The sequence below is a fragment of the Duganella rhizosphaerae genome (assembly GCF_040364205.1).
Lineage (GTDB): Bacteria > Pseudomonadota > Gammaproteobacteria > Burkholderiales > Burkholderiaceae_D > Rugamonas > Rugamonas rhizosphaerae.
Genome location: NZ_BPWK01000001.1, coordinates 506,219 through 527,838 on the forward strand (window position 1 = coordinate 506,219; position 21,620 = coordinate 527,838).

At 69.4% G+C, this 21,620-nt stretch carries 10 protein-coding genes; 9 read left to right on the forward strand and 1 reads right to left on the reverse strand.

Annotated features, from left to right (window positions below; translation table 11 throughout):
- The first annotated feature begins 3 nt into the window (after window positions 1-3).
- From RUGAMON1_RS02350 to RUGAMON1_RS02375, 6 genes are all read left to right on the forward strand, one after another.
- Window positions 4-2,307, forward strand: coding sequence for an alpha-L-fucosidase (locus RUGAMON1_RS02350; RefSeq protein WP_445228968.1), 2,304 nt, complete (start codon window positions 4-6; stop codon window positions 2,305-2,307).
- A 21-nt stretch (window positions 2,308-2,328) separates the two neighbouring features.
- Complete coding sequence (galA, locus tag RUGAMON1_RS02355; protein ID WP_445228969.1) at window positions 2,329-5,130, forward strand: beta-galactosidase GalA; 2,802 nt, start codon at window positions 2,329-2,331, stop codon at window positions 5,128-5,130.
- The gene (locus RUGAMON1_RS02360) at window positions 5,127-7,568 is read left to right on the forward strand and encodes a right-handed parallel beta-helix repeat-containing protein (protein ID WP_445228970.1); all 2,442 of its coding nucleotides are present in this window, start codon (window positions 5,127-5,129) and stop codon (window positions 7,566-7,568) included. The genes galA and RUGAMON1_RS02360 overlap by 4 nt, the downstream gene beginning before the upstream one ends.
- A 128-nt stretch (window positions 7,569-7,696) precedes the next feature.
- Window positions 7,697-10,768, forward strand: a complete 3,072-nt coding sequence (locus tag RUGAMON1_RS02365) for a TonB-dependent receptor (protein ID WP_445228971.1) — start codon at window positions 7,697-7,699, stop codon at window positions 10,766-10,768.
- An 81-nt stretch (window positions 10,769-10,849) separates the two neighbouring features.
- Entirely contained in the window at window positions 10,850-12,511 is a 1,662-nt protein-coding gene (locus RUGAMON1_RS02370) for a DUF5597 domain-containing protein (protein ID WP_445228972.1), read from the forward strand.
- Between the two features lie 15 nt (window positions 12,512-12,526).
- Window positions 12,527-14,098: an alpha-N-arabinofuranosidase gene (locus RUGAMON1_RS02375; protein ID WP_445228973.1), complete on the forward strand. Its 1,572-nt coding sequence runs from the start codon at window positions 12,527-12,529 to the stop codon at window positions 14,096-14,098.
- 10 nt (window positions 14,099-14,108) lie between these two features.
- Here RUGAMON1_RS02375 and RUGAMON1_RS02380 read toward each other — a convergent pair whose 3' ends face one another.
- Complete coding sequence (locus tag RUGAMON1_RS02380) at window positions 14,109-16,736, reverse strand: glycoside hydrolase family 3 C-terminal domain-containing protein (protein WP_445228974.1); 2,628 nt, start codon at window positions 16,734-16,736, stop codon at window positions 14,109-14,111.
- Between the two features lie 206 nt (window positions 16,737-16,942).
- Here RUGAMON1_RS02380 and RUGAMON1_RS02385 point away from each other — a divergent pair, with 206 nt between their 5' ends.
- The 3 genes from RUGAMON1_RS02385 to RUGAMON1_RS02395 all read left to right on the forward strand — a co-directional run bounded on the left by RUGAMON1_RS02385 (window position 16,943) and on the right by RUGAMON1_RS02395 (window position 21,573).
- The gene (locus RUGAMON1_RS02385) at window positions 16,943-18,475 is read left to right on the forward strand and encodes a tryptophan halogenase family protein (RefSeq protein WP_445228975.1); all 1,533 of its coding nucleotides are present in this window, start codon (window positions 16,943-16,945) and stop codon (window positions 18,473-18,475) included.
- Between the two features lie 87 nt (window positions 18,476-18,562).
- A complete protein-coding gene (locus RUGAMON1_RS02390; protein WP_445228976.1) occupies window positions 18,563-20,914 on the forward strand; it encodes a dockerin in 2,352 nt (783 codons plus the stop codon).
- Window positions 20,915-20,982: 68 nt separating this feature from the next.
- A complete protein-coding gene (locus tag RUGAMON1_RS02395; protein ID WP_445228977.1) occupies window positions 20,983-21,573 on the forward strand; it encodes a PEP-CTERM sorting domain-containing protein in 591 nt (196 codons plus the stop codon).
- Window positions 21,574-21,620 lie beyond the last annotated feature (47 nt).

Below are 21,620 nucleotides of genomic sequence, written 5' to 3' on the forward strand. Positions count from 1 at the left end.
ACCATGCATCGAAACACCATGACCGCGCTGGCGGCCGCGCTGCTGCTGGCGCTGGCCGGCGCACGCGCCGCCAGCGGCCCGATTCCCTATGCGACGCAACAAGTGATCGCCGACGGCGACAGCGACGCCGTCAAGGCCGAGAAGGCCGCCAAGGTGCTGCCGCGCCCCAACCAGAGCGCGTGGATGCGGATGGAGCGCACCTTCTTCCTGCACTTCGGCGTCAACACCTTCAACGAGGTGGAGTGGGGCAGCGGCCGCGAGACGCCGTCGCTGTTCAACCCCGACGCGCTGGACGCGCGCCATTGGCTGGGCGCGGTCAAACAGTTCGACGGCAAGATGATCGTGCTGGTGGCCAAGCACCACGACGGCTTCGCGATGTGGCCCAGCCGCTACACCGGGCACTCGTCCGCCGCCAGCCCGTGGCGCGGCGGCAAGGGCGACCTGGTGCGCGAAGTGGCCGACGCCGCGCGCGCGGCCGACGTCAAGCTGGGCATCTACCTGTCGCCGGCCGACCTGTACCAGCTCAAGACCAACCCGTCCAACCCGGCCGGCTACTACGGCAACGGCAGCCCGGCCGTGATGTCGGCGATTCCCACCGACCCGGCCAGCTTCCAGAGCGACCCGTCCAAAGGCCGCGCGCCGACGCCGGGCTTCCAGTCCTACCGCTACCGGGTCAACGACTACAACCGCTACTTCCTCAACCAACTGTACGAGCTGCTGACCCAGTACGGCCCGGTGCACGAAGTGTGGTTCGACGGCGCCAATCCCGACCCCAGCGTGGCGGAAACCTACGACTACGAGGCGTGGTACGACCTGATCCGCAAGCTGCAGCCGCAGGCCGTCATCATGGGCAAGGGGCCGGACGTGCGCTGGGTCGGCACCGAAAGCGGCTACGGCCGCACCACCGAATGGAGCGTGATCCCGCTGCCGGAAGCGCCGGGACAGTTCCGCTGGCCCGACATGCACGGCGAGCTCGGCGCCCGCGCCCAGCTCAAGCCGGGATCGCACCTGTGGTGGTATCCGGCCGAGACCAACGTCACCATGCTGGCCAACGGCCAGTGGTTCTGGGCCCGCGACAAGCGGCCGCGTCCGGTCACCCAGCTGGTCGACATCTTTTATTCGTCGATAGGCCGCAACGGCAACCTGATCCTGAACCTGTCGCCCGACCGGCGCGGCCTGCTGCCGGACGACCAGGTCGCGGCGCTGGGCCAGGTGGGCGAGATCGTGCGCGCCACCTTCGCCACCGACCTGGCGGCCGGCGCCCAAGTGTCGGCCGACCACGCCGCGCCGCGCCACCCCGCCGGCGCCGCGCTGGACGGCAAGCTCGACACCTGGTGGGAGGCGGCGCCCGGACGCAGCGCCGGCACGCTGACCCTGGCCCTGCCCAAGCCGGCCCGCTTCGACGTGGTGTCGCTGCAGGAGGCGGTCGACCAGCGCGGCCAGCGCATCGAATCCTTCGTGATCGAGACCTGGAACGGCGCGGCCTGGGTCGCGGCCCAGCCGATCGCCTCGGACGAGCTGACCACGGTCGGCCACCGCCGGCTGGTGCGGCTGCAGGCGCCGGTGACCGCCGAGCGCGTGCGGGTGCGCATCACCGGCGCGCGGCTGGCGCCGACCCTGGCGGAAGTGGGACTGTACCTGCAATCGACCGAGCTGCTGCCGCCGGCCATCGCCGACCGCGACGCCGAGGGCAGGGTGGCCGTCAGCCATCCGGCCGGCGGCACGCTGGTCTACACCACCGACGGCTCGGCGCCCAACGCCGGCTCGGCGGTGTACCACGCGCCGCTGGCGCTGGCGGCGAGCGGCGTGGTGCGGGCCGCGCGGCTGCTGCCCGGCGGCCGCCTCGGCGTGGCCGGCCGGCGCGACTTCATCGGCCTGTCGCCGCGCGGCTGGAAGGTGGTGGCGGCCGATCGCGAGCAAGCCGGCCAGCCGGCCGCGTTCGCCATCGACGGCGACCCCGCCACCTACTGGGATACCGGCTGGGGCGCCGACGTCAAGCTGCCGCACGCCATCACGGTCGACATGGGCCGGGCGCACCGCATCGGCGGCCTGGTCTACCTGCCGCGCCAGGATGGCCAGCTCAACGGCACGGTCGAGAACTACCGCTTCGACACCAGCGAGGACGGCGTGCACTGGAGCGCCGCCATCGAGCGCGGCACCTTCGCCAACATCCGCAACAACCCCGACAGCCAGCAGGCGCGCTTCGCGCCGGTGACCGCGCGCTACTTCCGCTTCACCGCGCTGGACGAGGTGTGGCGCGGCGGCTCGACCAACGCTGCGGAATTGACCGTGATACCGGCCGATTGAACGTCTTTGTGGAAACAGACCATGTATAGCAAACGCATACTGATCCTCGCGCTGTTGACTTGCGCCCAGGCCTGCGCCGCCGAGCGCCTGTCGCTGGACGCCGGCTGGCGCTTCCTGCAGGGCGACGTGGCGCTGCCGTCGATCCAGGGCCATGGCGCCAGCTACCTGAGCGCGCAGACCGGCGAGGCGCACGGGCCGGCCAAGGCCGACTACGACGACTCCGACTGGCGCCGGGTCGACCTGCCGCACGACTGGGCGGTCGAAGGCCCGTACGACGCCGCGCAGAACAAGTCGCAGGGCTACCGGCCGCGCGGCATCGGCTGGTACCGGCGCTACTTCACGCTGCCGGCCTCGGACCGCGGCCGCCATCTGGAGCTGCAGCTGGACGCCGTCGCCACCCACAGCACGGTGTGGGTCAACGGCATCGTGGTCAACCGCAACTGGTCGGGCTACAACGGCCGCGCGCTCGACATCACTCCGTATGTGCGCTACGGCGACGAGGTCAACACCATCGCCGTGCGCGCCGACGCCGAGGTGATGGAGGGCTGGTGGTACGAGGGCGCAGGTATCTACCGCCACACCTGGCTGGTCAAGCGCGACGCGCTGCACATCGCCACCGACGGCGTGCACGCCAACCCGGTGCTGAAGGACGGCCGCTGGACGCTGCCGGTGACGGTGCAGGTGGAAAGCAGCGCCGAGACGCCGCGCAAGGCGGTGCTCGACGTGCGCGTAATCGACCCGGCCGGCGCCGAGGTGGCGCGCGGCAGTGTGCCGGTGCGGGTGGGCACGCTCGGCAAGGCCAGCGCGCAGGTCGCGCTGGCGCTGCGCAAGCCGAAGTTGTGGAGCCCGGAACACCCCGAACTGTACCGGGTGCGCACGGTGCTGCGCGACGGCGCGGCCGAGCTCGACAGCAACGAGCTGCGCACCGGCTTCCGCACCATCCGCTTCGACGCCGCGCGCGGCTTCTTCCTTAACGGTCAGCCGCTCAAGCTGCAGGGCGTGGCGATCCACCAGGACCACGCCGGCGTCGGCGTCGCCGTGCCGGATGCGATCTGGGAATTCCGCCTGCGCCAGCTCAAGGCGATGGGCGTCAACGCCATCCGCTTCGCGCACAACGCGCCGGCCGCCGAGGTGGTGGACCTGGCCGACCGCCTGGGCCTGATGGTGATGGACGAGAACCGCAACTTCAACCCGTCGGCCGACTACCTGCAGCAGCTGCGCTGGCTGGTGCAGCGCGACCGCAACCACCCCAGCGTGATCCTGTGGTCGATCTTCAACGAGGAGCAGTTGCAGGGCAGCGAGATCGGCTACCAGATCGCGCGCCGCATGGTGGCGGCGGTCAGGGAGCTGGACCCGACCCGGCCGGTGACGGCGGCCATGAACGCCGGCCTGTTCGCCGACAGGAACGCCGCCCAGGCGCTCGACGTGGCGGGCATCAACTACCAGGTGTGGGAATACGACCACTTCCACAAGACCTTCCCCAACAAGCCGGTGTTCAGCTCGGAGGACACCTCGGCCTTCATGTCGCGCGGCGAATACACGACCGACTGGAACCGCCACCTGGTGGCCAGCCTGGACGACGACGCCGCCAACTGGGGCCAGACCCAGCGCCGCAGCTGGAAGCTGATCAACGAGCGCCCCTTCCTGGCCGGTGGCTTCGTCTGGACCGGCATCGACTATCGGGGCGAACCGACGCCGCACGAATGGCCGAGCGCCTCGTCGTTTTTTGGCATCCTCGACCTGTGCGCCTTCCCCAAGACGGCGTTCTACATCCGCCAGGCGCTGTGGCGCAAGGACGTCGCCGTGGTCAAGCTGGCGCCGCACTGGACCTGGCCGGGCCGCGAAGGCCAGCCGGTCAAGGTGCTGGTGGCCACCAACGCGCCGCGCGTGCGGCTGCTGCTGAACGGCGCCGTGATCGGCGAGCGCGACGTCGATCCGTACGACATGGCGAGCTTCGAGGTGCCGTACGCGCCCGGCAGGCTGGAGGCGGTGGCGCTGCGTGACGGCGCCGAGATCGGGCGCGACAGCGCCGACACCAGCGGCGCCCCGGCGCGCCTGGTGCTCACGCCGGACCGCGCGGCGCTGGCCGGCGACGGCGCCGACGCGGTGCCGGTGACGGTCAGCGCGGTCGATGCCCAGGGCCATCCGGTGCCGACCGCCAACCTGCACGTGCGCTTCGAGACGGCCGGCGCCGGCGCCATCATCGGTGTCGGCAACGGCGATCCCAACTCGCACGCGTCGGAGAAGGCGCCCGAGCGCGACCTGTACAACGGCCTGGCGCAGGTGATCGTCCAGAGCCGCCGCGGCCGCCAGGGCGCGCTCACGCTGCGCGCCAGCGCCGACGGCCTGCAAGCGGCCGAGACGGTGCTGGCGGTGCGCGCGGTGGCGCCGCTGCCGGCCGTGCCCGAAGCGCAGCCGGTGGTGCGCGTCGGCGGCTGGCGCATTTCGCCGGCCCAGGCCGCGCGCCCCGATCCCAACCTGACGCTGGCCGACAGCGACATGAACAGCTGGGCCTGGGGCGCGCCGCCGCTCAAGCAGGCGCCGGAAGCGCAGCGCTGGCGCAGCTACCGCGCCTCGTTCGGGCTGCGCGGCGACCGCAATGACGGCCGCGCCCACCTGGAGTTCGGCCAGATCGCCGGCAGGGCCGAGGTGTGGCTGGACGGCGTCAAGCTGGGCGAGAAGAGCGCGCCGGAACCGGGGCCGCTGTCGCTGGCGGTGCCCAAGGGGACGGCGTGGCGCACGCTCACCGTGCTGGTCGAGGCGCAGCCGGACCAGCCGTCCGGCCTGATCGGGCCGGTGCTGGTGGAGCCGGGCGCGCCATGAGGGCGGCGGCTATCCTGCTCGCGCTGGCGGGCATGGTGGCCGCCGCGTCCGCCGCCGCCGCCGCCGCCGTGGTCTCCGGCGTCGCACAAGGCGCCAACGTCAACAACGCCGCCAACAACGCCGCCAACAACGTCGGCGTCACGGTCGGCGACGGCAAGTCGCTGGCGGCGGCGCTGCAACGGGCGCGCGCCGACCGCCGCATCCGCCGCATCACGCTGGCCGCCGGCAATTATGAGCTGGCGGCGCCGCTGGTGATCGACGAGCGCCTGTCCGGCAGCGCCGACGCACCCTTCGTGCTGACCGCCGCGCCCCATGCGCGGGTCGTGTTGCGCGGTGCGGTGCACCTGCCGGCGCTGCGCTGGCGGCCTTGGCGCGACGGTATCTGGCGCGCCCCGTATGCCGGTCCGCCATTCCAGCGTTTGTGGCTGGGTGAGCTGCCGCTGGTGCGCTCCCGCTATCCGAACGCCGATCCGGCCCAGGCCGGTTACGGCGGTGCCGCCGACGCCACCAGCGCCGTACGCGTGGCGCGCTGGCGCGACCCGGCCGGCGCGGTGCTGCACGCGCTGCACGGCAACCGCTGGGGCGGCCTGCAGGTGCCGATACTGGGCAAGAACGCCGACGGCAGCCTCGCCTACGGCGCCCAGGTCGGCAACAACCGCGTCATGCCGCCGAGTGAGCGCGACCGTTACGTCGAGAACGTGTTCGAGGAACTGGACGCGCCCGGCGAATGGTATGACGACCGCCGCCAGCGCTGGCTGTACTTCAAGCCGCTGGACGGCGCACGCCCGCCGGCGCAGGGCTTCCGCGCCGGCGTGCACGAAGCGCTGATCCGCATCGAGGGCCGGCGCGCACCGGTGGAGCATGTGCGCATCCGCAAGCTCGGCTTCCGCGACACGGAACCGACCTTCCTGAAGGCGGTGGAACCGCTGCTGCGCTCGGACTGGAAGTTCTACCGCGCCGGCGCGGTGACGATAGAAAACGCCGCCGACGTGCGCGTCGAGGACGGCGAGTTCAGCGAGCTCGGCGGCCACGCGATCGTGGTCAGCGGCCGCGCGCGGCAGGTGCGGCTGACGGGCAATCACATCCACGCCATCGGCGGCACCGCGCTGGCCTTCGTCGGCCGCCCGCAGGCGGTGCGCTCGCCGCTGTTCGAATACCACGAGCACCTCGACCTGGCCGCCGTGGACCGCGTCCCCGGTCCGCGCGGCGACGACTATCCGCGCGATTCGGCCGCGGTCGACAACCTGATCCACGACATTGGCCAGATCGACCGCCAGGCGGCCGGCGTGCAGATCGCGATGGCGGCGCGCATCACGGTCGACCACAACACCATCTACCGGGTGCCGCGCGCCGGCATCAACATCGGCGACGGCGCCTGGGGCGGGCACCGCATCACCTACAACGACGTGTTCGACACGGTGCGCGAATCGGGCGACCACGGCGCCTTCAACAGCTGGGGGCGCGACCGCTACTGGGATCCGGACCGCAAGGAGATGGAGCGCCGGGTGGCGGCCGATCCGCGCCTGCCGCTGCTGGACGCGGTCGAGCCTATCGTGATGCGCCGCAACCGCTTCCGCTGCGACCACGGCTGGGACGTCGACCTCGACGACGGCGCCTCGAACTACCTGATCGAAGAGAACCTGCTGCTGGCGGGCGGCCTGAAGCTGCGCGAGGGTGTGGCCCGCATCGTGCGCAACAACATCATGGTCAACGGCACCTTCCACCCGCATGTGTGGTTCGCCGACAGCGGCGACGTGTTCGAGGCCAACGTCGTGATGGCGCCGTACCAGCCGGTCGAGATCGAGCGCTGGGGCCGCAGCGTCGACCGCAACCTGTTCGTCGGCGGCGCCGGCCTGGCGCAGGCGCAGGCGCGCGGCACCGACGCCGGCTCGGTGGCTGGCGACCCGCGCTTCGCCGCGCCGGCCGACGGCGACTACACGGTCACCAACGCGGCGCTGGCGGCGCGCATCGGCTTCGTCAATTTTCCGATGCATGATTTCGGCGTGCGCCCCGCGCGCCTGAAGGCGCTGGCCGCCGCGCCGGCCTATCCGCTGCCCTATACCGACACCGACATCGCCACCGACAGCGCCGCCGCCGACCCGGCGCCGGGCGCCGCCACGCTGGAGGGACTGCTGCTCAAGCCGGTGGAGACGCTGGGCGAGCAGTCGGCCGCCGGGCTGGCAACGGCGGCCGGCTTGCGGGTTCTGGCGGTGCAGGCCGGCAGCCGCGGCGAGGCCGCCGGCTTGCGCCCGCGCGACGTCATCGTCGGCGGCGGGCGCGACGCGCAGGGCGCGTTCGCGCCTGTCGCCGGACTCGCTGCATTGCAGGCGCTGCTGGCGGACGGCCACGCGCCGGAGCTGCAGGTGATGCGCGACCAGGCGCTGATTGTCGTGCGCTGGCAACAGCCGGCGGCCCCGGCGGAAGACCTGCGCCGCTGATTCCCGCCGCCTGGTCATTTGCGTAATTTCGTTCCGGCGTTGATGGTTTTTGGACTTGTCGCTCCCAGGGGCATTCCAGAGAATGAGCCTTACTGCACAGGTGCAGGAACGAAATGGAGACAATTAAAATGACAAATTTAAAAAAGACAGCAATCGCAGTTGGGGTGGCCCAGTTGGTCCTGATGGCCAGCGGCGCCGCGCTGGCGCAAACCGCGCCGGCAAGCAAGACCGCCGGCGATGACAAGACGGTGACCGTGATCGTGTCCGGCCAGCGCGGCGCATTGGACTCGGCCCAGAACATCAAGAAGAACGCCGACGAGATTCTCGATTCGGTGGTCGCCGACGACATCGGCAAGCTGCCCGACCGGTCGGTGACCGAGGTGCTGCAGCGCATGCCGGGCGTGACCATCGACCGCACCATGAACCGGGTCGATCCGCAGCAGGGCGTCGGCGACGGCATCGCCCACTTCGCCGCCGAAGGCACCGGCGTGTCGATCCGCGGGCTGGGCTCGGGCCAGGTCCGTTCCGAGTTCAACGGCCGCGACTCGTTCTCCGCCAACGGCGGGCGTTCGCTCAGCTTCGAGGACGTGCCGCCGGAACTGATGGCCGGCGTGGACGTCTACAAGAATCCGTCCGCCGAGCAGATCGAAGGCGGCATCGGCGGCCTGGTCAACCTGCGCACCGCGCTGCCGTTCGACAGCAAGGGACGCAAGTTCGCGCTGTCGACCGACGTTTCCGGTTCGTCGCTGCGCAAGAAGGTGTCGCCGCCGTCGCTGTCGGGCCTGTACTCGGACCGCTGGGAAACCGACCTCGGCCAATTCGGCCTGCTGATCGATCTGGCGCATTCGAAGATCGCCAGCCAGAGCGACAGCATGTCGATCAGCCCCTACATTTCGCGCAACGACCTGGTCGCCGGCGACAACAAGATGCGCTGGGTGACGCCGGGCGCGTCGTGGGGTTCGAACACCTATGAGCGCACCCGCGACGGCCTGTACGGCGCGCTGCAGTGGAAGAAGGGCGACCTGATGTCCTACCTGACCTTCCTGCGTTCCAAGTACAAGATGCACACGGGCGAGAACTCCTTCTTTGTCGGCACCAATCCGGCCACGCTGTCGGTCGATCCGGGCGCCGTCTTCGACGACCGCGGCGCGCTGGTGACCGGCACGCTGCGCGACACCACCAACAGCGGCGTCGGCTTCGGCACCGGCCTGGGCTTCGGCACCGACGCGCGGTCCAGCGGCCGCGATTCCGACACGCGCGACCTGTCCTGGTCCGGCACCTGGCATGCCAGCAACGCCTGGACCTTCAAGGCCGACCTGCAGCACGTGCAGGCCAAGACCGAAGGCTACGACAACACGATCGGCCTGGGCGGCTGGGTGCCCGGCCAGACGGTGAGCCTGGGCGGCAGCCTGCCGTCCTTCACCTTCGACAAGACGGCCCAGGACTACCTGGCCGATCCGTCGCACTACTACTGGGGCTTCACCCAGGTGCACAAGGACGTGGCGACGGCGAAGATGAACACCGCGCGCATCGACGCCAAGTTCACCTTCGACCACCCGGTGCTCAGCGACCTGCGCTTCGGCCTGCGCGCCACCGAGCGCTCGTCGCTGACGCAGTCCACCCACGATTCGGAATGGACCCAGATCTCGCAGGGCTGGGCGGTCGGCCCCAACTCGTGGCAGCCGCTGGCCCAGTTCGCCGGCCTGGGCGATCCCCGCTTCGCCGGCAACACCGGCCTTTACCAGTTCAATAACTTCTTCGGCGGCACCGCGCCCAAGCCGGCGGCGGTGATCGTGCCGGACATGGCGCTGACCGGTTCGCTCGACGCCATCGCCAAGCTGCACAGCTACTTCACCACGCTGTGCCAGGAAGCCAACGCCACCGGCCGCACCAACGATTGCAGCTGGAAGCTGCCGCCGTACGGCGACGCCACCGGCCTGAACGAGCAGCACGAACGCACCCAGGCGGCCTACGCCCAGCTGCGCTTCAATGTTGAAAAAGCGCCGTACCCGATCGACGGCAACGTCGGCGTGCGGGTGGTGCGCACCAATCCGGAATCGGTCGGCTACACGCTGTTCGATCCGCCGAAAAAGCCGCTGCTGCCGGGCGTGCCGGACATCCCGGCGTCGTCGCAGAAGCAGAGCTTCGAGAACACCTATGTCAAGGTGTTGCCGAGCCTGAACCTGCGGATGAAGGTCAGCGACGAACTGCAGTTCCGCATGGCCTTGTCGCGCGGCATGTCGCGGCCGGACTTCTACCAGCTGCAGGCCTACACCACGCTGGGCATGGACGTGAAAACCCATACGCCGCCCGGCGACAACCAGCAGCCGGTGGTCGATTCGATCTCGTACACCGGCAACCTGCGCGGCAACACGGCGCTCAAGCCGGTCATGGCCAACAACATCGACCTGACGGCGGAGTACTACTTCGGCCGCGCCAGTTCGGCGACGCTGGGTGTGTTCAGCAAGTACCTGAAGGACCTGGTCATCGGCCAGACCACGGTCTACCCGCTGCAGGACGTGAACGGCAAGACCTACGACTTCATGGTCAGCGGACCGGTCAACGGGATGGACGCGCGCGTCAGCGGCCTTGAAGCGGGCTTCCAGACCTATTTCGACAAGCTGCCCGGCCTGTGGTCCGGCCTCGGGGTGTCGGGCAACTACACCTATATCGACAGCAGCACCACCTACCACGATCCGGTGACCGGCACCTGGTGCACGCCGAAGGACACGCTGAACGCCAACCAGGTGCGCAACCTGCAGGGTTGCGACACCGACGGCCGGGTGTTCGGCAACATGCCGCTGTCGGGGATGTCGCGGAACTCGTTCAACGCGGCGCTGCTGTATGACAAAGGCCCGCTGTCGATGCGCCTGGCGTACAGCTGGCGCGGCAAGTACCTGCAGTCGACCAATGCCTACGGCACCGCCGGCGGCGACGGCATCGACCGCAACCCGGCCAGCCCGAACCAGGGCAACGCCTACTCGGTTAACTACGGTTTGCCGACCTGGGGCGGCGCCTACGGCCAGGTGGACTTCGGCTTCCAGTACAAAATCACCGACAACCTGCGCATGGGCGCCCAGGTCGGCAATCTGACCAACCAGGTCTACAAGCAGTACATGCAGCAGCAGATCGGCATGAAGTTGCGCTCCGCGTTTTACACCGGCCGCAGCTTCGGGGCGCAGCTGAACTATTCGTTCTAAGCGCTTTTTTCCGCGGCCTCCCGCTGCCGCTGCCGGCGGCGGGAGGCCATTTCGTTTTGGCGTACCTTCCTATCCCATCTCATGAAGAAAACCCCCAACTATCTGCTTGGCGCGCTGGGCGCGCTCGCCATTTCCACCGCCGTTCCCACCGCCTGCGCGCAGGCCGGCGTCTTGCCCCGGCTGGTGCAAAACGATGGCCGCCATGCGCTGATGGTCGACGGCCAGCCGTACATCATGTTGGGCGTGCAGGCCCATAATTCGAGCAACTATCCGGCCGCGCTGGGCAAGGTCTGGGCCGCCGTCAAGGATGCCCACGCCAACACGCTGGAGATCCCGGTGGCCTGGGAACAGATCGAGCCGGTCGAAGGCAAGTTCGATTTCAGCTACGTCGACACGCTGGTGGCCGAGGCGCGCCAGAACAAGGTGCGGCTGGTGCTGCTGTGGTTCGGCAGCTGGAAGAACACCGGGCCGGCCTACACGCCCGAATGGGTGAAGTTCGACAACCGGCGCTTCCCGCGCATGATCGACAAGGACGGCAAGAACAGCTACTGCCTGTCGCCGCTGAGCGAGCAAACCGTCAAGGCCGACACCCGGGCCTTTGTCGCGCTGATGGGCCACCTGAAAAAGATCGACGAGCAGCGCACCGTGATCATGGTGCAGGTCGAGAACGAGGTCGGCACCTACGGCACGGTGCGCGACTTCAGCCCGGCGGGCGAGGCCGCGTTCCGCCAGCCGGTGCCGCCGGCGGTGCTGGCGCGCAAGAAGTCGCCGCTGCCCGGCGCCGCCAGCGGCAGCTGGTCCGAGGTCTACGGCCCGTATGCCGACGAGTATTTCCACGCCTATGCGATCGCCAGCCACATCGAGCAGGTCGCCAAGGCGGGGCGCGCGGTGTACGACCTGCCGATGTACGTCAACAATGCGCTGCGCGATCCGGTCGAGCCGATGGCGCCGTGGAAGGGCAACTTCGCCAGCGGCGGTCCGGGCTACGACGTGATCGACATCTACAAGGCGGCCGCGCCGCATATCGACGTGGTCGCGCCGGACATCTATGTGTCCGAGTCGAACAAGGTGGCGGCCACGCTGGAGCAGTTCCAGCGCCGCGACAACGCGCTGTTCGTGCCGGAGATGGGCAACGCCCAGCACTATGCGCGCTACGTCTACCCGATCCTGGGGCGCGGCGCGATCGGCGTGGCGCCCTTCGGCGTCGACTACGCCGACTACAGCAACTATCCGCTGGGCTCCAAGCTCAAGGATAAATCCATGGCCGAACCCTTCGGCAGGATCTACGAAGCGTTCCGCCCGATGGCCCGGCAGTGGGCGCGCTGGGCGCTGGAAGGGCGCACCGACGGCCTGGCCGAAACCGAGGCACGCACGCCGCAGACGCTGACGTTCAAAGGCTGGAACATCAAGGCCTCGTTCCGCGAGTGGCAGCTGGGCGGCCAGCCCGATCCGGCCCACATCACGGACGCTCCGCCGGGCACCGAGTCGCCGTCGGGCGGGGTGGCGGTGGCCCAGATCGGCGACAACGAGTTCGTGCTGTTCGGGCAGCATGTGCGTATCCATCTCGACGGCACCGGCGCCAACGCCGGCAAGCCGTATATGTTCGCCCGCGTCGAGGAGGGGCATTTCGATGCGCAGGGCAAGTGGGTGATGGAGCGCAACTGGAATGGCGACCAGACCGACCATGGGCTCAACTTCACCGGCCAGCCGATCACGCTGAAGGTCCGCATGGGCAGCTATTGACAACCGGGAGACAGAATGAAGCACATCAGATTGCCGGCGCTGGCCGCCGGCATGGCCGCCGTGTTCGCCGCCTTCGCCACGTTGCCGGCGGCGGCCGAGGTCGGCGTCACGATCGAGGCCGCCAAGCCGGGGCCGGTCATCAGCAAGTACGTCTACGGCCAGTTCGCCGAGCATCTCGGCACCGGCATCTACGGCGGCCTGTGGGTGGGGCCGGAGTCCGCCATTCCCAATACCCGCGGCTGGCGCAACGACGTGGTGGCCGCGCTGAGGGAGCTGCACGTGCCGGTGGTGCGCTGGCCGGGCGGCTGCTTCGCCGACCAGTACCATTGGCGCGACGGCATCGGCCCGCGCGCCAGTCGGCCGGTGCGCATCAACACCAACTGGGGCGGCGTCGACGAGGACAACGCGGTCGGCACGCACGAGTTTTTCGAACTGGTCGAGCAGCTTGGCGCCGACGCTTACGTCAACGGCAACCTCGGCTCCGGCAGCGTGCAGGAAATGGCCGAGTGGGTCGAGTACCTGACCGCCGGCGGCAAGTCCAGCCTGGCCGCGCTGCGCGCCCGCAACGGCCATCCGGCGCCGTACAAGCTGGCCTTTTTCGGCGTCGGCAACGAGGCTTGGGGCTGCGGCGGCAATATGCAGGTCGAGCAGTACGCCCGTGAATACAGCCGCTATGCCAGTTTCCTGCATCCGGCGCCGGGCGGCGCCACGCAGTTCATCGCCGCCGGCGGCCACGACGACGACACCAGCTGGACCGATTACCTGAGCTCCAAAGTCCAGGCCCGGCTGGACGGGGTCTCCTTCCACTACTACACCTCGCCCGGCGCCGACGGCAACGGCAAGTACGGCGCGCTGGGCTTCGACGAAGGACGCTGGATCTGGACGCTGCAGCAGACGCAGCGCATGGAGGGCTTCATCGCCGGCAACGTCGCCAAAATGGACCAGCACGACAAGCAGAACAAGCTGGCCTTCGTGGTCGACGAATGGGGCACCTGGTACGACGCCGAGGAGGGCAGCCGGTCGGGTTTCCTGGTGCAGCAGAATTCGTTGCGCGACGCCGTGGTGGCCGCGCTCAACTTCAACATCTTCCACGCCCACGCCGGCCGCGTGCGCATGACCAGCATCGCGCAGATGGTCAACGTGCTGCAGGCCATGATACGCACCGACGGCGACAGGATGGTGCTGACGCCGACCTATCATGCGTTCAAGATGTACGTTCCGTTCCAGGATGCGACCTCGGTGCCGGTCCGGCTGGCGAACAATCCGGCCTATACTTTTGGCGGCGTCAGCATGCCGGCCGTCAGCGCTTCCGCCGCGCGCGGCAAGGACGGCAAGCTGTATCTGGCGCTGGTCAACACCAATCCGAGGGAGGCGGCCGAGGTGGCCGTCGACGTGGCCGGCGTCAGCGCCGGTTCGGCGTCCGGCACGGTGCTGACCGCCGGCGCAATGGATGCGCACAACACGTTCGCCGCGCCGGACGCAGTCCGTCCGGCGCCGTTCACGGCCACGGCCAGGGAGGGCAAGCTGACGCTGAGACTGCCGGCCAAGGCCATCGTGGTGGTGGCCGTGCAGGAAGCGGCGCCCTAGGCGCCTTCCCTCAGAACGGCGGCAGCTCGCGGCGCCCCTTGACGGTCAGCCGCAGGCTGACGCCGGACGAGGGGCGGGCGACGGTGGCGCCGTCCGGCTGTCCGCCGCCTATCCACACGGTGGCGGGACCGGCTTCGACGCTGCGCTTGCCGGCCGCGTCGACCGTGCTCAAGGCATTGCCGTCCAGCTTGAAGCTCAGCTGCCGCCGCTCGCCCGGCTTCAGCGTGACGCGGGTGAAGCCGACCAGCGTGGCGTTGGGCGCCGCGTCGCCGGGCCGGGTGGCGTACACTTGCACCACCTCGTCGCCGGCGCGCCGGCCGTCGTTCTTCACGGCGACCGTGAGCCGGAGCTCGCAGCCGGCGCACACCGTCTTCGGCGTGGCCGCGCCGGCCGCATAGCTGAAGTGCGTGTAGCTCAGCCCGTAGCCGAAGGGGTACAGCGGCTCGCCCTTGAAGTATTTGTAGGTGCGTCCCCGCATGCCGTAGTCTTTGAACGGCGGCAAGTCGGCGGCGGACTTGTAGAAGGTCACCGGCAGCCGGCCGGCGGGGCTGTAGTCGCCGGCGATCAGTTCGGCGATGGCCTGTCCGCCTTCGCCGCCCGGATACCAGGCCTGGATGATGGCGGGGACCTTGCGGTCGGCCCAGTTCAGGGCCATGGCGCTGCCGCTCATATTGACCAGCACCAGCGGCCGGCCGAGCGCGCCCAGCCGCTCCAGCAGCGCCTCCTGCGGGGCGGGCAGGTCGATGCTGGTGCGGTCGCCGCCGGCGAAGCCGGGCGCGTGCACCGTCATTTCCTCGCCCTCCAGCTGCCAGTTCAAGCCGCTGACGTAGACCACCAGGTCGGCCTGGCGGGCCGCCTCCAGCGCCGCCGTATCGTCAAAGCTGGGCTTGGTCCATTGCAGCTGCTGCTCGCCGTCCCAGCCGCTCTGGCGGGCCTCGATCTCGATCCGGTAGAGCTTGCCGGCAACAAGGTCGAGCCCGGTTTTGGAGGTCGGCCAGGCCAGGTCCCACAGGTCGGTGACCAGCTGGCCGTCGATGCGGATGCGGTAGCCCTGGTTGCTCTTCAGCCGGAAATTGTGCACGCCGCTCTCGGTGGCGCGCAGGTAGCCGCTCCAGCGCGCCGAGCTGTTGCGGTCGTGGGCGTTCGGCCAGCCCCATTTGAGTTCCGCCCTGGCGACGGTCTCGACCGAGGAGGGCGCGCCGTCCAGGCCGGGGTTGTCGTAGCGCTCGAGCTTGACGCCGGGCTGGCTGCACGCCGCGTCCAGGCACAGGCTGGCCGCCGGCACGTCCTGCAGCGGCGGCGCGACCCAGCCGGTGCCTTCGACGTAGCTCACCTGCGCCGTCGGGAACCTGGCGCGCAGGCCTTGCAGCACGGTGACCGGGCGCGACGGCGTGCCGTTGTAATTGCCGACCAGGGCATCGACGCTGTCGGCATTCGGACCGATCACGGCGATGCGTTGCGGCGCGTTGCGCAAGGGCAGCAGGCCGTCGTTCTTCAGCAGCACCAGCGACTGGCGCGCGGTCTCCAGGTTCAGGCCGCGGTTTGCCGGGGTGTCGTAATCCTTGGCGGTGATCTGTTGGAACGGCCGCTGGCCGGGCGTCTCCAGCAGCCCCAGGCGGATGCGCGCTTCGAGCAGGCGCAGCACGGCGCGGTCGACGTCGGCCTCGGCCAGCAGGCCCTGGCGCACGGCGCGCACCGTGGTGGCGGCGGCCGCCGTCGGCGCGCCGCCGAATTCGCAGAACACGTCGGTGCCGGCCTTGATGGCGGCCGCCACCGCCTGCTCGGGCGTGCCGGTGTAGCGGTGCGCGCCGTCGCTGTGGATGTCGGCCACGGCGCCGCAATCGGACACCACATGGCCCTGGAATTTCCATGCGCCGCGCAGGTAGTCCTTGAGCAGGCTCTCGCTGGCGCAGGCCGGCACGCCGTCCACCGCGTTGTAGGCGCACATGACGGACAGCGCCTTGCCTTCGGTGACGGTGGCGTGGAAGGCAGGCAGATAGGTCTCGGTCAGGTCGTGCGGCGACGGATGGACGTCCTCCCGGTGGCGGTCCGACTCCGGCCCGCTGTGCACCGCGAAGTGCTTGACCGTGGCCGACACCTTGGGCGCGCCGGGATCGTCGCCCTGCAGGCCGCGCACATAGGCGACGCCGATGCGCGAGGTCAGGTAGGGATCCTCGCCATAGGTCTCCTGGCCGCGGCCCCAGCGCGGATCGCGGAAGATGTTGACGTTGGGCGACCACACCGTCAGGCCGCGGTAGATGGCGCTGCCGCCGTCGGCGCCCACCGCCTCCAGGTACTTGGCGCGGAACTCGGTGGCGACCGTGTCGCCGACCCTGGCGACGAGCGCATGGTTCCAGGTCGCCGCCAGGCCGATGGCCTGCGGGAACACGGTGGCGTTGCCGGCGCGGGCCACGCCGTGCAGGCCCTCGTTCCACCAGTTGTAGCCGGGGATGGCCAGGCGCGCGATGGCCGGCGAATCGTGTTGCAGCTGGCTGGCTTTTTCTTCCAGCGTCATGCGCGCCAGCAGCTCCCTGGCCCGCTGTCCGGGCTCGGCGCCGGCCGCCGCCGCGAGGGCGTGCAGCGACAGGGCGGCGCTCACGGCCGCCGCGATGGCGGTGGACCGGTATCGATGTTTCATGGTGATCTTCCTATGGTTTGCAGACGCCGCGCTGCGTATGCGGGCGGGTTGCGGCGATGGTATCACCGCTGGTTTGGGCCGGCGACGGCGGCGACGGCGGTTGTGATAAATGATGTCGGCGTTGGTGATTTTTGTAATTCGGGCGGCGCGCATTTATGCATAAGATGTCGCCATGGACGGGCAAGAATAACTACACGGAGACAGACATGTCCGATAAGGCTATCCGCAAGATCGTGATCGTCGGCGGCGGCACCGCCGGCTGGATGAGCGCCGCGCCGCTGGCGCTCAAGCTGGGCGCCGCCTGCGAGATCGTGGTGGTGGAGTCGCCCGACATCGGCACCGTCGGCGTCGGCGAGGCGACGCTGCCCACCATCCGCAACTTCAACCAGGCGCTCGGCCTGGACCCGGTCGACTTCGTGCTGAAGACGCGGGCCACCTTCAAGCTCGGCATCGAGTTCAAGGACTGGGGCCATCTGGGCAACCGCTTTTTCCACGGCTTCGGCGATTTCGTGCCGGCCATCGAATACCGCTCCGCCTACCAGTACTGGCAGCGGCTGGCGCGCGCCTTCCACGACATGCCCTCGTACGAGGACTGGTCGGTCGCCAGCGTGATGGCGCGCCATCAGCGTTTCGCGCCGCCGCACGGCGAGCGGCCGGGGCCCACCAACGCCTATTCCTACGCCTTCCATTTCGACGCCGGCCTGTATGCCGCCTACCTGCGCGACTATGCGATGCAGCGCGGCGTCGGCCGCATCGAGGGCACGATCACCGCGGTCGAGCAGCATCCGCACAGCGGCAACATCGTCGCCGTCACGCTGCGCGACGGCCGCCGGGTCGAGGGCGACCTGTTCGTCGACTGCTCGGGCTTTCGCGGCCTGCTGATCGAAGGCGTCTACCAGGCCGGCTACGACGACTGGAGCGCCATGTTGCCCTGCAATAGCGCGCAGGCCGTGCCGTGCGCCGCCGCCGCACAGCTGACCCCGTACACCCTGTCGACCGCCCGCAGCGCAGGCTGGACCTGGCGCATTCCGCTGCAGCACCGCACCGGCAACGGCCACGTCTACTGCGACGGCTTCACCACGGACGAGGAAGCGGGGCGCGTGCTGCTGGCGGGCCTGGACGGCCGCGCGCTTGACGCGCCGCGCCAGCTGCGCTTCACCACCGGCCGCCGCCGCAAGTGCTGGATCAAGAACTGCGTCGCCATCGGCCTGTCGAGCGGTTTCCTGGAACCGCTGGAATCGACCAGCATCAACCTCATCGAAAACGCGGTGGGCTGGCTGCTGGAGCTGTTCCCGGACCGCGATTTCCGCCCTGAGCTGGCCGACGAGTTCAACCGCCTGGCGGCCTACCGCTACGAGAGCGTGCGCGACTTCATCGTGCTGCACTACAAGCTGACCGGGCGCAGCGATTCCGAGTTCTGGCGCTATTGCGCCAACATGGCCATCCCCGAAACGCTCAGGCACCAGATCGCGCTGTTCCGGGAAACCGGGCGGGTCGCCATCTACGACCCGCAGGGCTTCGGCGTGTCGTCGCACGTCTCCATCCTGGCCGGACTGGGCGTGACGCCCGGCGCCGACGATCCGCTCATCAACCAGATGGACTTGCGCAAATTGCACGCGCATTTCCACCAGCTGCGCCAGACCATCGCGCACACCGTCAACGCCATGCCCGACCATACGCGCTATGTGCGGCAGCTGCTCAGCGAGAGCGAGCCGTCCGCGCCTGGACAGGCTGGCTGACACCAGGCAGTAGCGGCACTGCGTCGGGCCCGGCGCGGTCCGATTTTTGTTCGTAGTGATGCAGCACTTTCCTTGGAGCTAAAAAATATGAATAAGAGACAACTCGCGGCCGTGACCGGCCTGCTGGCAGGCTTGCTGGCCGGCTGCGGCGGCAGCGGCGGCGACAGCGCCGCGCCGGCGCAGGCCACGGCCTCGCTCAGGATGGGCGGGACGGCCAAGGCGCCGGCGCCCACCCGCTGGGCCAGCGTGAAGTTCGGCGGCGGCGGCTACGTGCCCGGCCTGATCTATCACCCCACCAGTCCGAACGTGCTGTACGCGCGCACCGACATCGGCGGCGCCTACCGCTGGGACGCCGCCAGCAAGGCCTGGCTGGCGATCACCGATGGCTTCGGCGCCACCGAGGGCTTCTACCACGGCAGCGAGACCATGGCGCTCGACCCGAACGACGACCAGCGCGTCTACATGAGCACCGGCATGTATTTGTCGGACAGCCCCAACGCGCGCCTGTACATCTCCACCGACCGCGGCGACAACTGGCAGCACGTCGACCTGCCGTTCTCGGCGGGCAGCAACAACCAGGGCCGCGCCGTCGGCGAACGGCTGATGGTGGACCCCAACCAGCCTTCGATCCTGTTCTACGCCACGCGCGCCAACGGCCTGTGGAAGAGCGGCGACTACGGCCGCAGCTGGACCCAGCTGACCTCGCTGGCCTCGCACAATATGAGCAAGGATGAAATCAACGCCGTGTTCTGGAGCGGCGTGGTCGGCTTCGAGCAGGTGATCTTCGACACCGACACCAAGGGCAGCGGCAGCGCCACCCAGACCATCTACACCGCCGTCGCGCCGGACTACGCGGCGGTGGCCGGCCTGGGCTACAGCATGTACAAGACCACCGACGGCGGCGCCACCTGGAGCGGCATCGCCACGCCGGCCGACGTCGCCGGCTTCTATGTGCCGCACATGGTGCGCAACAAGGACGGCATGATGTACGTGGCCTTTACCAAGGACACCGGCCCCGGCGCCGGCGGCCCGTCCCGGCTGTACAAGTTCGACGGCAGTCATTGGACGCTGTTGAAGAAGTACGACACCGAGCAGTGGGTCAACTTCGGCATGGGCGGGCTGTCGGTGTCGGGCAGCGGCGCGACCACCCGCATCGCGCTGGGCGTCACCAACTCCTGGGGCAACTACGACGGCCAGCCGGTGGTGCAGCTCTCGGACGACGCCGGCGCCACCTGGCGCGAGATCGCCGCCACGGCCCCGCACCTGCCCGACGCCGGCTTCTCCGGCTGGACCGACGACGTCGAGATCGATCCGAACAATCCCGAGCACATCCTCCACGTGCACGGCGGCGGCGTGTGGGAAACCCGCAACGCGTCGGCGGCCAAGCCGACCTGGACCAACGCGTCCGAGGGCATCGAGGAAGTCGCCACCAGCGCCCTGATGGCGCCGCCACCGGGCGCCAGCTACACGCTGCTGCGCAGCGCCGGCGACGTCGGCACCTCGGTGCAGACCGAACTGTTCAAGTCGCCCACGCGCGGCTCGTGGGGCATGTTCAACAGCACCTACAGCTCGGACATGGCCTGGTCCAATCCGGCGTACATGGCCACCACCGGCAGCCACGTCTGGAACAGCACGGCGGCCGGCGCGTATTCCACCGATGCCGGCGTGACCTGGAAGGTGTTCCCGACCAACCATCCGGACGCGGCGGCCAATGACAGCGGCGCCGGCAATCTTGCCGTCACCAAACTCAACAACGTGATCTGGGCGCCGTCCCACTCGGCGCCGGCCTACACCACCGACAACGGCGCCAGCTGGACCTACACCAACCTGCCGGCGCTGAACCACATGGGCATCGACCGCGCCTACCGGCTGGTGGCCGACCGCAAGAACCCGAACAAGGTGTATGCCTACAACTCGGGCGGCTCGTGGTGGGTGCAGTGGTCGGAGACGGCGCACTTCTACACCTCGACCGACGGCGGCCACACCTTCACCGAGAGCGCCGCGTTCGCGGCCAACTCGTGGACCGCCGACTTCTACGCGACCTCGGTGGCGGTCAATCCGAACGCGGAAGGCGACATCTGGGTGGCGGACGGCAAGAGCATCCTGCACTCGCTCGATTCGGGCGCGACCTGGACCCGGCTGAGCGCGGCGGCGCCGATCTGGGGCCAGTCCACCTACCAGCCCGACGTGTACGGCGCCACCTCGATCGCCCTGGGCAAGGCGCCGGCCGGCGCCAGGTACTCGGCCTCGGTGTACGTGGCCGGCGTGATCAACGGCGTGTCGGGCGTGTTCCGCTCCGACGACGGCGGCGTCAGCTGGACCCGCTTCAACGATGACAAGCACCAGTTCGGCGGCATAGGCACGCTGGCGGCCGACCAGAACGTGCCGGGGCGCCTGTACCTCAGCGGCGGCGGCCGCGGCGTCATGTTCAGCTACTGATCTTTTGGGCCGGGCACCCCGCCCGGTCCCGTTCAACCTGTTATGTATCGGAGAATAAATTGAAATCCATGAAGTTATCCAGCATCGCCGGCGCCCTGGTCCTGGCGTGCGGCCTGAGCGCGGCGGCCGGCAGCGCCGGCGCCGCCGTCCTGACCTTCAGCGGCCTGGCCGAGCTCGTCGTGTACGGCAACAGCGGCGCGCTGCCCGCCAATATGCATTACGACGGCAACAACCTGAGCTACGAGGAGGCCGGTTTCCTGCTGACCCTGAACGCGCCCAACGCGGCGGCCGGCCAGGCCCACATCGGCGACGGCACGTTCGAACCGCAGACCTACAACTGGCACGACGGCCTGGAAAACGGCGCGCAGACCTTCGTCACGCTGACGCGGGTCGGCGGCGGCCGTTTCAACCTGGCCGGCTTCGACTACTATGCCGACAGCAGCGCGCTGTCGGCCGACGGCCGGCAGATCGGCGTGCTGGAGGGCGAGGGGAGCTGGAGCCTGGCGCAGAACGGCATCAGCGAGCTGCGCCTGAGTTCGGGCGTCTACAACCAGCTCGACAACATCGACGTCAGCGCCGTGCCGGAACCGGGCACGTACGCGATGCTCGGCGCCGGCCTGGGCCTGCTGGCCTGCATGCGCCGCCGCAGGAAAGCCTGATCGCAGGCCGTTGATCGGTGACCCGCACCGCGCGGGTCACCTGCGCG